This window comes from Paraburkholderia largidicola, from assembly GCF_013426895.1.
Taxonomy (GTDB): Bacteria; Pseudomonadota; Gammaproteobacteria; order Burkholderiales; family Burkholderiaceae; genus Paraburkholderia; species Paraburkholderia largidicola.
Genome location: NZ_AP023175.1, coordinates 587,597 through 602,047, shown reverse-complemented (window position 1 = coordinate 602,047; position 14,451 = coordinate 587,597). Strand labels below are relative to the sequence as shown.

General features: G+C 62.4%; 11 protein-coding genes. 5 read left to right on the top strand and 6 right to left on the bottom strand.

The genetic code is table 11. From position 1 onward, the window contains the following. Positions 1 to 163 precede the first annotated feature (163 nt). Positions 164 to 772: a biliverdin-producing heme oxygenase gene (locus tag PPGU16_RS19415; RefSeq protein ID WP_180724408.1), complete on the top strand. Its 609-nt coding sequence runs from the start codon at positions 164 to 166 to the stop codon at positions 770 to 772. Positions 773 to 782: 10 nt separating this feature from the next. On the opposite strand, the gene PPGU16_RS19410 is transcribed toward PPGU16_RS19415, so the two are convergent. Next, positions 783 to 1,214, bottom strand: coding sequence for a response regulator (locus PPGU16_RS19410; RefSeq protein ID WP_180724407.1), 432 nt, complete (start codon positions 1,212 to 1,214; stop codon positions 783 to 785). A gap of 401 nt (positions 1,215 to 1,615) precedes the next feature. Here PPGU16_RS19410 and PPGU16_RS19405 point away from each other — a divergent pair, with 401 nt between their 5' ends. After that, positions 1,616 to 3,256 (top strand): PAS domain-containing sensor histidine kinase, encoded by a 1,641-nt coding sequence (locus tag PPGU16_RS19405; RefSeq protein ID WP_180724406.1) that lies wholly within the window; start codon positions 1,616 to 1,618, stop codon positions 3,254 to 3,256. On the opposite strand, the gene PPGU16_RS19400 is transcribed toward PPGU16_RS19405, so the two are convergent. Beyond that, a complete protein-coding gene (locus PPGU16_RS19400) occupies positions 3,247 to 3,681 on the bottom strand; it encodes a response regulator (RefSeq protein WP_180724405.1) in 435 nt (144 codons plus the stop codon). The genes PPGU16_RS19405 and PPGU16_RS19400 overlap by 10 nt on opposite strands. 27 nt (positions 3,682 to 3,708) lie before the next feature. After that, positions 3,709 to 6,153, bottom strand: coding sequence for an ATP-binding protein (locus PPGU16_RS19395; RefSeq protein WP_180724404.1), 2,445 nt, complete (start codon positions 6,151 to 6,153; stop codon positions 3,709 to 3,711). A gap of 186 nt (positions 6,154 to 6,339) precedes the next feature. On the opposite strand from PPGU16_RS19395, the gene glgX reads away from it, so the two are divergent. After that, on the top strand, positions 6,340 to 8,511 hold the full coding sequence (glgX, locus tag PPGU16_RS19390; RefSeq protein ID WP_180724403.1) for a glycogen debranching protein GlgX: 2,172 nt from the start codon (positions 6,340 to 6,342) through the stop codon (positions 8,509 to 8,511). A gap of 139 nt (positions 8,512 to 8,650) precedes the next feature. On the opposite strand, the gene glgA is transcribed toward glgX, so the two are convergent. The 3 genes from glgA to PPGU16_RS19375 form a co-directional block, all read right to left on the bottom strand. Then, complete coding sequence (gene glgA, locus PPGU16_RS19385) at positions 8,651 to 10,276, bottom strand: glycogen synthase GlgA (RefSeq protein ID WP_180724402.1); 1,626 nt, start codon at positions 10,274 to 10,276, stop codon at positions 8,651 to 8,653. 401 nt (positions 10,277 to 10,677) lie between these two features. Continuing rightward, positions 10,678 to 11,265, bottom strand: a complete 588-nt coding sequence (locus PPGU16_RS19380; RefSeq protein WP_180724401.1) for a BPSL1445 family SYLF domain-containing lipoprotein — start codon at positions 11,263 to 11,265, stop codon at positions 10,678 to 10,680. A gap of 234 nt (positions 11,266 to 11,499) precedes the next feature. Further along, positions 11,500 to 11,943 carry a response regulator gene (locus tag PPGU16_RS19375; protein WP_180724400.1) on the bottom strand — a complete coding sequence of 148 codons (444 nt, stop codon included), beginning with the start codon at positions 11,941 to 11,943 and terminating at the stop codon, positions 11,500 to 11,502. A gap of 374 nt (positions 11,944 to 12,317) precedes the next feature. Here PPGU16_RS19375 and cuyB point away from each other — a divergent pair, with 374 nt between their 5' ends. Together cuyB and PPGU16_RS19365 are read left to right on the top strand one after the other, a co-directional pair. After that, positions 12,318 to 13,811: a cysteate racemase gene (gene cuyB, locus PPGU16_RS19370; RefSeq protein ID WP_180724399.1), complete on the top strand. Its 1,494-nt coding sequence runs from the start codon at positions 12,318 to 12,320 to the stop codon at positions 13,809 to 13,811. 198 nt (positions 13,812 to 14,009) lie between these two features. Beyond that, entirely contained in the window at positions 14,010 to 14,372 is a 363-nt protein-coding gene (locus PPGU16_RS19365; RefSeq protein WP_180724398.1) for a RodZ family helix-turn-helix domain-containing protein, read from the top strand. Positions 14,373 to 14,451: the final 79 nt, after the last annotated feature.

Below are 14,451 nucleotides of genomic sequence, written 5' to 3'. Positions count from 1 at the left end.
CGCCCGGCCGTTCGATCATAGGGAGCGGATAAACAGACGGGCGAAGCCCGCAGGGCCGCGTGACAGCGCGGCCCGTTTTTATGTCGAGTTCATGTCTGATTGCGCGGCGCGTGTTGCCCGTCGCCATTAGAATGAACCGTCCATACCGATACGGAAATCTTGCGTGAGTCTGCCGCCTTCAACATCTTCTACCGATACCCTCGATGTGCTCGCCGCGTTGCGCGAAGCAACGGGCAGCCGCCATGCACTGATCGATTCTGCAATGCCGCTTTCGGGCGACACGCCGACTTTGCGTGACTATCGCTTGCATCTGCAACTAGTGGCTGCGTGGCTCGCGCCGCTGGAACAATGGCTCGTGAACTTCGACGATGGCCCGCAACGCGCCTTGCCATTCGTGGCGCGGATGCCGTTGATCGAAGAGGATATCGCCGACCCGTCATTGCGTAGCGGGGCGCTAGCGGATGAGCCGCTCGAATACGCCGTGCTGCCCGACGCGAACGACGCCGCCTATCGCTGGGGCGTGTGTTATGTGATCGAGGGATCGCAGCTGGGCGGCACCGTGCTTTACCGGCGTTTGAGCGAGACGCTCGCACCGCATCCGTTGCGCTATCTGAGCGGCAACGGCGTACCGCCAGGACCGCGCTGGAAGCAGTTCATCGATGCCATGCGCGTGCAGGTCGTCACGCCGCACGACATCGCGCGCGCATGCGAGGGTGCGAAGGACGCGTTCGATCGCCTGATTGGATTGCTTCCGGAAACGCGGGCGGCCTGATCAGGGGGCGCTAGTTCAACGACGCATCGCCCCCGCTGCGCACCGGCCTGGCGCCGTCGTGAAGACGGCCCAGCAGCAGATCGACCTGATCCAGCAAAGTCTCGCGCGCGACGGGCTTGTGCAGCGTGCATTCGCAGTCCAGGTCGGTCGGAATATCGGTCGATGCGCTCCACAGGATCACGGGCATGCCGTCGAGGTCGGGATCGTTCTTGAGCATGCGGCAAACCTCGGCGCCGTCCATGCCGGGCATCATCAGATCCGTGATGACGAGTGCGGGATGCACGCGCTGCGCAAGCTCGACACCTTTGCGTGGCTCGAAGGCCGTGAGTACGTGGAAACCCTCGAGTTCGAGGAGAAGGGCCCACGCGATTAGCAGGTCCGGCTCGTCATCGATGAGCAGGATGGTAGGGAGGTGGCTGTCCGATAGTGCGTTGGAATCCATATGTACAGGCAAACTTCTGATCGCGCAGCCGGGATCGGGTGCACGCGAAACGTCATCGTCAATTGGTTTGCACGCATGCATGACCCGTGCCAATGCGACCGGCGATACGTTTGAGGCTTCTGCGCGGACCCTTCGCCGCACTGCCGCACGTGGCCCGGCGCCGTACGCAGCGGGACTTTCCGCTCGTCGTTGCGTTCCGTGCAGGTGCGCATGGCACGCGGGAGGCAGATGTTTTGCAAGTAAGAACGTTTAGCAAAAAGTATCCGCGTCGTTGTAAGTTCTGACGCGCTGCGGTGTCGACTATTCCGGATTCCGCGTTGCGGAACACGTGCACGACAACCCGCCGCAAGTTTGCCGGCGGTGTCCATATGTCCCGTTTCTTTCGGGTAGACTGCGAGTCTATGGACAGATTAACCAGCCAACAGCGCGTCGCGTTGCCGGTGAACACCACGCAGGTGTTCGAACTGTTGCCGGATGCATGGCTGATCCTCGACGAGCAGTTTGAAGTCGTGCTGGCGAACGCACGTTATCGCCAGATGCATGGCGTCACGCTGTCTGATATCCAGGGTCGTTCCGTCTACGACATCAACCAGTTCGGTTCGCAATCGCAACGCGATTTGCGACGCAACTGGCTCGACTCGATGCTGCCCGGTCTTGCGCCAGGCGAAACCCGCCTTTCGCCGCAGCTGCGCTACGACACGCCCGCCCCGGACCGCCGCGACGACACGCTGACGCCACGTTACTGGCAGGTGCGCACGTCGCTGATCGATGCCGGCGACGGCAGTGCGCCGCTGATCGGCCTGTGCGTGATGGATGTCAGCGATTCGATTGCCGTCACCGAGCGCGATCAGCGCGAGCGCGCCAAGCTGCGTTCGCAGGCACGCTTGCGTCAGGTGCTGGTCGACGAGGCGAATGCGGAACTGCGCGCGCATCGCGAGCAGTTGCGGCAGGCGCTCGCGTTCGCCCATGTGGGCGCGTGGGAACTGGACCCGGCCACGGGCATGGTCGAAGGCACCGATCAATGCAAGGTGAACCTCGGTCTCGCGCCGTCGGACACGTTGACGCAGACGCTGCTGTTCGATGAACTCGTCGACGAAGCCGACCGTGCGCGCGTGAAAGAGGCGATGGATCGCGCGCTCGCCCAGCGCGAGCATTTCGAAGTGGAGTTCCGCGTCACGTGGCCCGACCGCTCGGTGCACTGGATTCTGCTGCGCGGCCTCGGCCGTTATCAGACGGACGAAACACTGAAGGCGATCATCGGCTTCACGCTCGACATCACGTCGCGCAAGGAGGCCGAGCTCGAACAGCGCGCCATCGCCGAATCCGAGAAGCGCGCCAGACAACACAGCGACGAAGTGGCGCGCGCCATGGATCACTTCGTCACAGCCGTGAGTCACGAACTGCGTTCGCCGCTCGGCGCGATCGTGTCGTGGACGACGCTGCTGCAGCGCGCAGCCGATCCTTCCCATGTGGCGCGCGCGGCGGGTGTGATCGAACGCAATGCGCATCAGCTGTCGCACATGGTCGACGATCTGCTCGATAGCGGCGCGATCGCGACGGGCAAGCTCTCGGTGAGCCTGCAACCCGTCGACCTCGGCGCGCTCGCGGGCAACGTCGCCGAGGACATCCGCATGACGGCGGAATCGAAAGGGCTGCGGCTACAGGTCGGCGAACTGGCGCCGTGCGTCGTGATGGCCGACGAAAGCCGGATGAAGCAGATCGCGTGGAATCTGTTGTCGAATGCCGTCAAGTTCTGCGCGCAGGGCGAGGTCGAGCTCAGTGTGACGGTCGACGGCCAGCAGGCGGAACTGAGCGTGCGCGATACGGGCTGCGGTATCGAGCCCGCTGCGCTGGCGCGCATTTTCGAGCGCTTCGAGCAGATCAACCCGGAAAGCGGCGGACGCGTCGCGGGCCTCGGACTCGGGCTGTGGCTCGTCAAGCATCTGGTCGATCTGCATCACGGCAGCGTGACGGCGGAAAGCGCGGGCCGCGGGCAGGGCGCGACGTTCAGGGTGACGCTGCCGCTGTATCGTTATCGGTAAGGCGGCGGCTCGTTGAGCACGGCCCAGAACATGCCGAGGTCGTTGATCGCGGCCATGAAGTCGTCGAATTCGACGGGCTTCACGACGTAGGCATTCACACCGAGATCATAGCTGCGCAGCAGATCTTTTTCTTCGCGCGACGACGTGAGCATCACGACAGGAATGCGCTTGAGCTTGTCGTCGGCGCGCACGTGTTTCAGCACTTCATGGCCATCGATTTTCGGCAGTTTCTTGTCGAGCAGAATGACGGCGGGATTCTCGTCCTTGCGGTCCGCGTACTGACCTTCGCGCCGCAGGTAATCGAGCGCTTCGGCGCCGTCGCGAATCGATACGACTGGGTTCGCGAGGCGCGTTTTTTCTAGCGCAATGAGCGTCAACTCGATGTCGTTGATGTTGTCTTCCACCAGCAGGATAGGTCTTAGCACGCGTAGTTCCTCGTTAGCATGAGCGCGTCATTCGCGCCTGGCGTCGTTCGCGCCATCTGGAGCCGGGTCCGCGTTCGACTCGGGATTGAGTTCCTTCGGCACGGGCCTGAACGGCTGACCCGGCGACAGCGCCGCGAGCCGCGCTACGGCCGCAGTCGCGCTCTCGTCGCGCACGGGCATATCGGGCGAAAACGTCAGCGGCAACGTGAAATAGATGGTCGCGCCTTCGTTCAGTTTTCCTTCTGCCCACGTCTTGCCGCCATGACGTTCGACGATACGTCGCACGCTTGCAAGCCCGATGCCCGTCCCCTCGAATTCTTCCGCGCGATGCAGCCGCTGGAACACGCCGAACAGCTTGTCGACATAGCGCATGTCGAAGCCGACGCCGTTATCGCGCACGAACACGACGCGCTGTCCCGCAAACTCGCCTTCACCCGCCTTGCTCGAAATCTCGATGATGGCAGGGGCCTGGGGATGGTCGCGAAGGCGGCTGAATTTTACTGCATTCTCGATCAGGTTCCGCAGCACGACATGGAGCAGCACGGGGTCCGCCGTGACTTCCGGCAGATCGCCGACGTGCCATTCGATCGCACGGTCGCCCGTGTTGCGCTGCTCGTCGGCAGCCAGCGTCTGCACGAGTGCGCGCAGATCGATGCTTTGCGGACGCAGCGCGGCGCGGCCCATCTGCGAGAACGCGAGCAGATCGTCGACCAGCTTGCCGCCGAAGCGCGCGGCGCCGATGATGCGCTCGACGAAATGGCGGCCGCGATCCGAGAGTTTCGCGCTGTCCATCTCGCGCAGCAGATCGGCGAAGCCGACGATGTGCCGCAGCGGCGCGCGCAGATCGTGCGACACCGTGTACGAAAAACCTTCGAGTTCCTGGTTAGCGCGGCCGAGTTCCAGCGCGAGCTGCGCCAGCTCTTCGGCGCGCCCCAGCACGATGCCGAGCAGCGCGGTGCGAAACTCGACTGCGATTTCGAGTTCGGCCTGCCGCCACGGTGCAGAGCGTCCGCGCACGGTTTCGGTCCATGTTTCGAAGCTCTCGCGCGGCGATAGCGACGCCGACAGCGACGACAGCTTCGCGCGCGGATCGCCCGCCCATTTGAGCGTGCGCACCACCTCCGCGCGAAACCAGATCACGTAGTTGCGAAACAGCTTCGAAATTGACAAGGCGAGCATGCCCGCGTATTCGGGATTCGCCGGGCGTCCCCATGCATGCGCGAGATCGTCGGTCGACCAGATGTCGTCGCTTTGCGTGTCGAGCCACGCCACGAGTTGCTCGATGGTCGCTTCGTCGGGCGCGTTGCCGATGGACACGATGCGTCCGTCGAACACGATCGCCGCGCCCGTCGAATTGGTCAGCGCGAGCAGTTCGCGCGGATCGTTCGTGAGCGCGTCGATGAAGTGATCGGTGTTCGCCATCGTCGCAAGCAGGCGCGACTGGCGGCGACGCAGTTCGAGGCGGTGCTCGGCTTCCGCGTAATCTTCCTTCGCTTCGACCTGCAGCGACAGCACCTGCGCGATGTGCTCGCACGCGGTGCGCACTTCGAAAGGCGGCACGCGTGCGCTGGCGTGATGGCATGAGATCAACCCCCACAGCTTTCCACGCACCACGATCGACATCGACATCGACGACCCTGTGCCCATATTCTTCATGTATTGCACATGCACGGGCGACACGCTCCGCAGCGACGCGTAAGTGAGATCGGTCGGCGCCTGCGTGACGGGATTCAGCGCGGGCACGAGCGGCGCGGGCGCGTAGTCCGCATCCGCGATCAGACGGATGCGGTTGCGCACGTAGAGCGCGCGCGCTTGCGGCGGAATGTCGGAGCCGGGAAAGCGCTGATCCATGTACGACGGGTAGCCTTCGTCGAGCGCTTCGGCAATCACGTGGCCGTTGCCTTCGTCGTCGAAGTCGTAGACCAGCGTGCGCCCGTAGCCGGTGATGCGCTGCACTTCCTGCGCGGCGAGCGCGGCCAGATCGGCCACGCTCTGCACTTCCTGCAAGCGGTTGATGAAGGTACGCACCAGCGGGTACATCGACGAGAACACATCGGCCGTGCCGCGCGCCGGTTCCAGTTCGACGAAGGCGATGCCCTGATAGCGATGCACGACGATGGCGAGCGGCGAGAGATGTACCCCGGGCTTCGCCGCACGGCGCGGGTCGTCGATCGAGCCGACGTAGAGCGGCACGCCTTCCGTATCGAGCGATGCGAGCGCGGTGATGGCCAGTGAAGCCGCTTCGCCGAGCACGCCTGACAGAGGCTTGCCGAGCACGTCCTCCAACGGCGTGTGCACGAGCGATGCAACGTTCGCGCTGACCTGAATGACGATGCCTTCATCGGTCACGCAGAAGAGAAAGCCATGCGGCTGGATGCCGCCCGGAATGTGGATCGGCTCGCGGGCGCAATCGACCATCGCACGGTCCATGTCTGCGGTGGGCTCTTCGTTGACGCGCGATACGTTCGACATGCTTGCTCCATGTGACGGTCACGTCATTCTCGCATAAGCGTTGCGGGTTCTGCGCGGAGCGCTTCATGGGTTTTGATTGGGGTTTCATTGACCTGTCAGGCACAACGATTGCTAAACGTCCATGTTGCTGTGTCCACGCAGACATGACGCGTCACGCCCATCCAATTCGCCCTGAGGAATACCACTATGCCAACCGATTCCCGCATTTCCGAGGGCCTGCCGTTTCCGCTCGGCGCGACCTGGGATGGCAGAGGGGTCAATTTCGCGCTGTTTTCCGCGCATGCGACGAAGGTCGAGTTGTGCCTGTTCGACGATGAAGGAAAGAAGGAACTCGAGCGGATCGAACTGCCCGAATACACCGACGAAGTGTGGCATGTGCACATGGCCGGCCTGAAGCCGGGCACGGTGTATGGCTACCGCGTGCATGGCCCGTATGAGCCTGAAGCGGGGCATCGCTTCAATCCGAACAAGCTGTTGCTCGACCCGTATGCGAAGGCGCATGTCGGGTCGTTGCGCTGGGACCCGTCGCTGTTCGGCTATACGCTCGAAACGGAAGACGACCTCACGTTCGACGAGCGCGACAGCGCGGCGTTCATGCCGAAGTGCCAGGTGGTCGACCAGACGTTCAACTGGACCCATCCGACGCGCGTGCGCGTGCCGTGGGATCGCACGATCGTCTACGAGACGCACGTGCGCGGCTATACGAAGCTGCATCCCGATGTGCCCGAAAAGATGCGCGGCACCTTCGACGGCCTCGCGCACAAAGCCGTGATCGACCATATCAAACGCGTCGGCGTGACGACGATCGAACTGCTGCCGATCCATTCGTTCGTCAACGATTCATACCTGCTCGACAAAGGGCTGACGAACTACTGGGGCTATAACACCATCGGCTTTTTCGCGGCCGATCCGCGTTACTTTGCGCGCGGCCCCGGCGTGATCGAAGAGTTCAAGGAGATGATCGACCGGCTGCATGATGCCGGACTCGAACTGATACTCGACGTCGTGTACAACCACACGGCCGAAGGCAACGAGCGCGGGCCGACGCTGTCGTTTCGCGGCATCGACAACGCGTCGTACTACCGGCTCATGCCCGACGAGTGCCGCTATTACATCAACGACACGGGCACGGGCAACACGCTGAACCTCTCGCATCCGCGTGTGCTGCAGATGGTCACGGACAGTCTGCGCTACTGGGTGACGGAGATGAACGTCGACGGTTTCCGCTTCGATCTTGCGACCATCCTCGGGCGCGAGCCGTACGGTTTCGACGAAGGCGGCGGCTTTCTGGACAGCTGCCGGCAGGACCCGATCATCTCCAGCGTGAAGCTGATTGCGGAGCCGTGGGACTGCGGGCCGGGCGGCTATCAGGTGGGCGGTTTTCCGCCGGGCTGGGCCGAATGGAACGATCGCTATCGCGACACGGTGCGCTCGTTCTGGAAGGGCGATGAAGCCTCTGCCGCCGATCTCGCCAAGCGCCTCACCGCTTCCGGCGACTTTTTCAACCGGCGCGGCCGGCGCCCATGGGCAAGCGTGAACTTCATCACCGCGCACGACGGTTTCACGCTGAACGATCTCGTCTCGTACAACGAACGCCATAACGAAGCGAACGGCGAAGACAACAACGACGGGCATAGCGATAACCGCTCGTGGAATTGCGGCGAGGAAGGGCCGTCCGACGACCCCGAAATCATCGCATTGCGCGAGCGCCAGAAACGCAACATGCTCGCGACGCTGCTGTTTTCGCAAGGCACGCCGATGGTGCTTGCCGGCGATGAATTCGGCCGCACGCAGAAGGGCAATAACAACGCGTATTGCCAGGACAACGAGGTGAGCTGGATCGACTGGGCGGGCATCGACGACAACGGCCGCGCGCTCACCGAGTTCGTGCGCAAGCTGACGACGCTGCGCCACGCGTTACCCGTCCTGAGGCGCAATCGCTTTCTCACTGGCGAAATGCGCGAGGACATCGGCGTGACGGATGTAAAGTGGCTGAGTCCCGTCGGCGCCGTGCTGACGGACGAGCAATGGGACGATTCGGCGATGCGCTGCTTCGGCCTTGTGATCGACGGGCGCGCGCAGGCGAGCGGCATCCGGCGTCCGGCCTCCGATGCGACGCTATTGCTCGTCATCAACGCGTATCACGACGTCGTCGACTTCATGTTGCCGGAGATACCGGGCAGCGATCAGTGGAGTTGCATGATCGACACGAATGCGCCGGAGCGCGACGAGTTGCCCGATTTCGAATCGGGTGACGTGTATCAGGTGACGGGCCGTTCGCTCTTGCTGTTCTCGTTGCATGCGAAGGGCGAGACGAAGCGGATCTTCCAGCGGCTCGAAGAGCGGTTGACGGAATGAGCGTATTTTGAAGGCCCCGGTTTGCAGGCGTAGTGGCGGACCTGAGAGGTAGTGGTAGTACTAAAAGAAAAACGGACCTCTTCGCGAGAAGAGGTCCGTTGCTATTTGTATAGCCCTTATAGACGCTGTTGCGTCGGCCTCACGCGCTTCGCGCCACCGTCTCCTGCGACGACGTTGCGCCATTGCTCCACGCAGTCTTCGCATTCGCTGCGCCGCTCGTATTCGCGCGACGTTGCGCCGATGCCGCTGCAACGCGTTCGACATCGACACGCGGTTGCGCCGGGCGTGCATCCGTCAACATCGCATAGAGCCTCAGATACGCCTGCACCGGCTTGCGCCAGCTGAAATCGCATCGCATCGCATTGCGCTGCAACGCATGCCACGACGAAGGGCGCATGAACGCGTCGAGCGCGCGCTGCAATGCCGCGGCGACGTCATCGGGCGTCTCGCCGTCGAACAGAAAGCCCGTTGCGCCGTCTTCAGGCAAACCGAGTTCAGGCGAACGCTCGGGCGTGTAATCGACAATCGTGTCGCGCAGCCCGCCGACGCGCGACGCGACGGGAATCGTGCCGTAGCGCAGCGCATAGAGCTGTGTGAGGCCGCATGGCTCGAAGCGGCTGCCATGCAGCAACACATCGGCGCCTGCGTGCAGCATGTGCGCGCGCCGTTCGTCATAGCCGATGTGCACGCCGACGCGCTGCGGCCAGGCGGCGGCGAGATCCCGCACTGCCGCTTCCAGATACGCGTCTCCCTTGCCGAGTATCGCCACCTGTAGCCGCGGATCGCGCGCGAGCAGCAAAGGCAGCGCTTCGACGACGACGTCGGCCAGCTTTTGCGACGTAAGACGGCTGCCGATGGCAACCAGCGGCGCGAAAGGATCGACGCTCAGGCCGAAGGTCTGCTGCAGATCGCGCTTGCAGGCCTGCTTGCCGCGCACGTCGTCGGCGGAATAGGCGCGGGCGATCAGCGGGTCGGTGGCGGGATTCCATGTCGCGCTGTCGATTCCATTCGTGATGCCCGACAGCTTGTGCGAGCACGCCTGCAGCACGCCTTCCATCAGATGGCCGAAATGCGGCGTGAGGATTTCGCGCGCGTAGTTCTCGCTGACGGTGACGACCTGATCTGCGTGCACGATGCCCGCTTTCATCATGCTGAGTGCGCCATAGAACTCGATACTGCGCGGGTCCGTCAACGCGGGCGCGAGCAGTTCGGGCGGCACGCCCATCCAGCTGCCCAATGCAAGCGGATAGTTGCCCTGGAACGCGAGGTTGTGCACGGTGAACACGCTTTTCGCCGTGACACCCGCGACCTTCATCAAAAGCGGTGTGAGGCCGGTGTGCCAGTCGTGCGCATGCACGATGTCGGGCTTCTGCACGCCGCGCACGCCACGCGCAATGCGCGTCGCCGCTGCCGCAAGCGACGCGAAGCGGATCGCGTTGTCGAGATAGTCGCGGCCCTGTTCGTCCTGATAGAGGTTGTCGCGCTTGAACAGATGATCCATCTGCAGAAGCAGGACAGGCACGCCCGTATCGGGCATATGCGCGCGCAACAGCCGCGCGTCGCCGCCCGGCAAGCCGCTGATGCGGCAGATGGGCGTCACGCCCACCGCGCGTTCGAGCGCCGCGGGGTACGCAGGCAACAGAATGGTCGAATCGACGCCCGCGTCGCGCAACGCGGCGGCGTACGCACTCACCATATCGCCCAAACCGCCGGACTTCGCCAACGGCATCGCCTCCGAGGCGACGAGAAGGACGTTCAGCGTCAAGGTTGAAACTCCTGGTGAAAGAGTAGATTGAATAAGACGCTTGAATTGCCGCCGCGGATGACTGGCGCGATCCATGTCGCGGATCGGGTCGGCGAGAAGCGAGGGACGACGGCTTCGCTGAGCAGCAAACGGTGTGCCATAGGCACGCGCATTCCGCGATGCTTATGCGGCGCGGCTCGACGTTTTCTTCAGATCTTTGCGCGGCGCGGGACTGCGGTGCATGAAGCACTGTAGAGGATGAAATGCGTCAACTTGGTGAACACGCGCGTGATAGACGTGCGTCGATATTCGAATGTAAAACGCGTTGGGAAATACAGAGGGTTTTACATGGCTGCGTTCATCCCGGCGCAAGCGAAACGGGGCGCGTTGCGCGCCCCGTGTATGTCGGCGTTCTATTACGCTCAGATGTCCAGCCGCGAAATCTTCGCGCCTTCGAGCGAAACGCCCGCCATCAGTCCGGCGTTGGTCAGCACGAATGCCTCCACCGGCTTGGTGGCCGTCGTCGTATCGATGTTGCCGTTCGCGCCGACCTTCACGAGCGCGACCGTCGCATCGCCGCCGACCGACCAGCCCTGGCTGTTGCGGAAGCTGTCGAGTGCGTCCTGTGTCATGAACAGCAGGACCACGCCCTTCGACTGTGCTCCGATCTGCAGGCCGAACGAGCCTGCTGCCGTGCTGTAGTAACCCACCGTTTGCCCGCCGACGCGCAGCGACCCTTGCCCGTATTGTCCGCCGATCCAGAAGCCTGCCTGCACGACGGATGGGAACACCAGTACGCCACGTGCTTTTGCGACCAGTTCGCGCGAGCCGTGCGCCGTCGTGTAGAGACGCGAGAGCGTTTCATCGACGCTCGAATCGATGGCGCGGCGCTTGTCCGTATTACTGGTGGTCGTCGAGGAATGCGGCCCTGTCATCGTGCAGCCCGAGAGGGCAAGACCACCCGCAGCGAGTGCGGCGCCGGTGCTGAGTATGAAATTTCTTCTATGCATCGTTGTTCTCCTGTCTGTCAACGCGAGGTCCCGGCTAGCGCCTCCCTTGGTGCTTCGCCGCAGCCGCCCGGGCGCGCTAAACCTTTGTGCGGCAAGGACTGACAATGCGACAGCAGTTAGCGTGCCTGCCCCTCGCGCCGGCGTCGATCCACATGCGTCAAGGCGCGTGACTAGTCCTTCACGGTATGGACGCGTTGGGACGGCGCAGGCATGCCTGTATGAATTACACACGCGCTAGACGTCGCCCGAGGTAGCCTGCTTCAACAGTTCGAGCAGACGCTGCGGCGTGAGCGGTTTCGCGCAATGCGCATCGAAGCCGGCTTCGCGCGCCCGCTCGCGATCGAGTTGCGACGCGTAGCCCGTACACGCGATCAGCAGCATATGCGAGGTCGAGTCGGAGGCGCGCAGGCGACGCGCAAGCTCGAGTCCATCGACGCCCGGCATGGCAATGTCGAGCACGACCGCGAATGGCTGCCATTGGGAGGCGAGTTCGCAGACGTCCTCGGCGCGATGCATGGCGCGGCATTCGAAGCCGTTTGCGAACAGCAGCAGTTGCAGCGCGTCGGCGGCATCGGCGTAATCGTCGACGACCAGCACGCGCCGGTTGTCGCTCATGTGTGCGCCGATTGCGCGCCATTGAAACTCGTCATCACTGTCGTATGGATTTTTCGTTGCCATCTTCCCGGGTCTCCAAAGTGGTGCTGCGGCGTCTTTCTACCTCCCAAGATTGCAAATTCAGCAAAGGTTGGACCCGTAACAAGTGCGATTAGCGAGCATAGGGTTTCCGTTCTGAATGGAATCAATCGTCGTTAATTAACAATTTCGACGCATCCAAGGGTTAACCAGACGTAATTGGCGGTGGTTAAAGGTGCGAATTAGCGAAAGGTTGTTGTTTATAAGGAGACTTTCCGCCTTATTCATGCAACATAAATTCTCATTCGGATTTATATTCTGATCGGCGCCGCGATAGCGGATTCGATGTAAGGCGCCGGCGGCCCGTCCATCGGCGTCGGCGGAATACGCGCTTCCAATAAGAGAGCAAGCGAGGGACTATGAATACATCGTCTGGGGTGGGACGGCGTGCGCTCGGCATGGTCGGCGGCGCGGCGTGGCTCGCAAGCGTGGAAGTTTTGCGCAATATGCATGATGCGAATGCCGCTGCGCGAACGTTTCAGCCATTGGATATTGCTGTCGAACGCGTCTCGGATATCGAGCGCCGTGCATCGATTTCTTATGTCGCGGGTTCCGCGCAACACAAATTGCGGGTATTCGACGCAATTCGCGATTTCGAACAGCGCGGCTTGCCCGCTGTTGCGCTGCCATGTTTCGAAAGCCATTTGTTTATCGACGAATTACAGCAGAACACGACGCTTGCTATCGTCGATATGGTCGCTGCGCTGTTTGCGCATATTCGCCAGCGTTATCCGCTTGCGCGCCGCGTCGGCGTGCTGACGTCGCCGGTGCTGTGCGAGCGCGGACTGTTCGAGCGATACGGCGAGCGCGCGTGTCTCGAAGTGGTGAGCACAGGTTTAACGAGTGTGGACGGGCTGCGTGAAGCATGTGACGCGCTGATCGGGCAGGGCGTCGATGTGCTGCTGCCGGGCAGCAGCGATAGCGCATTGTCGCTGCGGCGGCTCGGCGCTCAGGCCGTGCCCATCGTCGATAGCTTGTCGGTGTACGCGCAACATCTGTTGTTCGCCGATCATCGCAAACCGGCACATCAGATCAGGCTCGGCGTGGTGGGCGGCGTTGGGCCTGCCGCGACCGTCGACTTCATGCACAAGGTCGTGCGCAATACGCCCGCTGCGCGCGATCAGGATCACATCAAGGTCATCGTCGAACAGAACCCGCAGATTCCCGATCGCACCGATCATCTGACGGGCGAGGGCGCGGACCCGACGCTCGCGCTCTACGCGACATGCAAGAAACTCGAAGACGGCGGCGCCGATCTGATCGCGATTCCTTGCAATACCGCGCACGCGTTCATCGGGCCGATCGAAGCGCGCTTGCGCGTGCCTATCATCAACATGATGAACGTGACGGCTGACTATTTGCGCACGACGTTTCCCGCCGTCGATCGTATCGGCCTGCTCGCGACGGACGGCACGATTGCCAGCGGTGTCTATCGCACGGCACTCGAAGCGCGCGGCATGACCCAGGTCCTGCCGCCGCGGGCGATGCAGGCGCGCGTGATGAACGCGATCTATGGCGCGCGGGGCGTGAAGGCGGGCTTTACGAGCGGCGATTGCGCCGACGACATCATCGCAGCTGTCCAAAGCCTGTTGTTGCAGCAGGTCGAAGTCATTCTGCTTGCCTGCACCGAGCTGCCGCTTCTTTTCCCGCAAGCGGCGACGGTGACGCGCGAGGGTCGCAGCGCTCATCTCGTCGATCCGACGGACGTGCTCGCAAGATGTTGCGTCGAGTTCGCGCGAGGCACGCTGCCTGGCACTCCGGCGAGCGCGAGGCACGAAGCGGCGCCGGTCGAATATGCCGCTTATGCGAGGTGCAAGGAAGGCAATGCGGCATTTAATGCCGAACTGCTTTAAAGACAATTAGACGATGACTTTCGTGTTGCCTTTCGCTTTCTAATGGCTTTCCAATAAGAAATATTTCAAGGTATTTCTTTTCCTTGGCAAACGTTTCACAATAATTTCTTCATTCGACTTCAGACTGCGTTTCCAGCGACGGCCAGCCTTCCCCGGCAAGCCGTCATCGGTCGATTCCGCTGGAACCTGGATGCTCGAATGAACGGACTTTCTCTCTCTTCCTTGCGTGTGAGCGCAATCGTTGTGCTTGCATCGTTCGTTCTCGCCGCGTGCGGGGCGGACGATGCCGCCACGGTCAGCAATCCGACGCCCACGGCTTCGCAGGCCAATACCGCTGCGCCTTCCGCCTCGCCATCCGGACTGGCGATGCCGCCTGCCACGGCGGGCAATTCCGCTAACACCTTCAATACGCCGGCCGCGAACAGCATGAATGCAGCCGACAACGCGCGAAGCGATGCGCAGGACAGTGCCGCCATTCTCAGTGCACAGGCAAGTATCGCCGCCGACAACCAGCAGGTCGCGCCCGTGCTTCGCTACGCGCCAGGCGAAGAGAGCCATTGAATCGTCGTTCAGGCAATAAGAAATAAAGAAACAAAGAAACGCGCGTGAATGCGCGCGGTTATTCCCTTGTTAATTCCTT

What these genes read in the sequence shown, in the direction of transcription:
- PPGU16_RS19410 (WP_180724407.1), bottom strand. Translation starts at nt 1,214, where the DNA reads ATGGATTCCAACGCACTATCGGACAGCCACCTCCCTACCATCCTGCTC.
- PPGU16_RS19405 (WP_180724406.1), top strand. Translation starts at nt 1,616, where the DNA reads ATGGACAGATTAACCAGCCAACAGCGCGTCGCGTTGCCGGTGAACACC.
- PPGU16_RS19395 (WP_180724404.1), bottom strand. Translation starts at nt 6,153, where the DNA reads ATGTCGAACGTATCGCGCGTCAACGAAGAGCCCACCGCAGACATGGAC.
- glgX (WP_180724403.1), top strand. Translation starts at nt 6,340, where the DNA reads ATGCCAACCGATTCCCGCATTTCCGAGGGCCTGCCGTTTCCGCTCGGC.
- PPGU16_RS19380 (WP_180724401.1), bottom strand. Translation starts at nt 11,265, where the DNA reads ATGCATAGAAGAAATTTCATACTCAGCACCGGCGCCGCACTCGCTGCG.
- PPGU16_RS19375 (WP_180724400.1), bottom strand. Translation starts at nt 11,943, where the DNA reads ATGGCAACGAAAAATCCATACGACAGTGATGACGAGTTTCAATGGCGC.
- cuyB (WP_180724399.1), top strand. Translation starts at nt 12,318, where the DNA reads ATGAATACATCGTCTGGGGTGGGACGGCGTGCGCTCGGCATGGTCGGC.
- PPGU16_RS19365 (WP_180724398.1), top strand. Translation starts at nt 14,010, where the DNA reads ATGAACGGACTTTCTCTCTCTTCCTTGCGTGTGAGCGCAATCGTTGTG.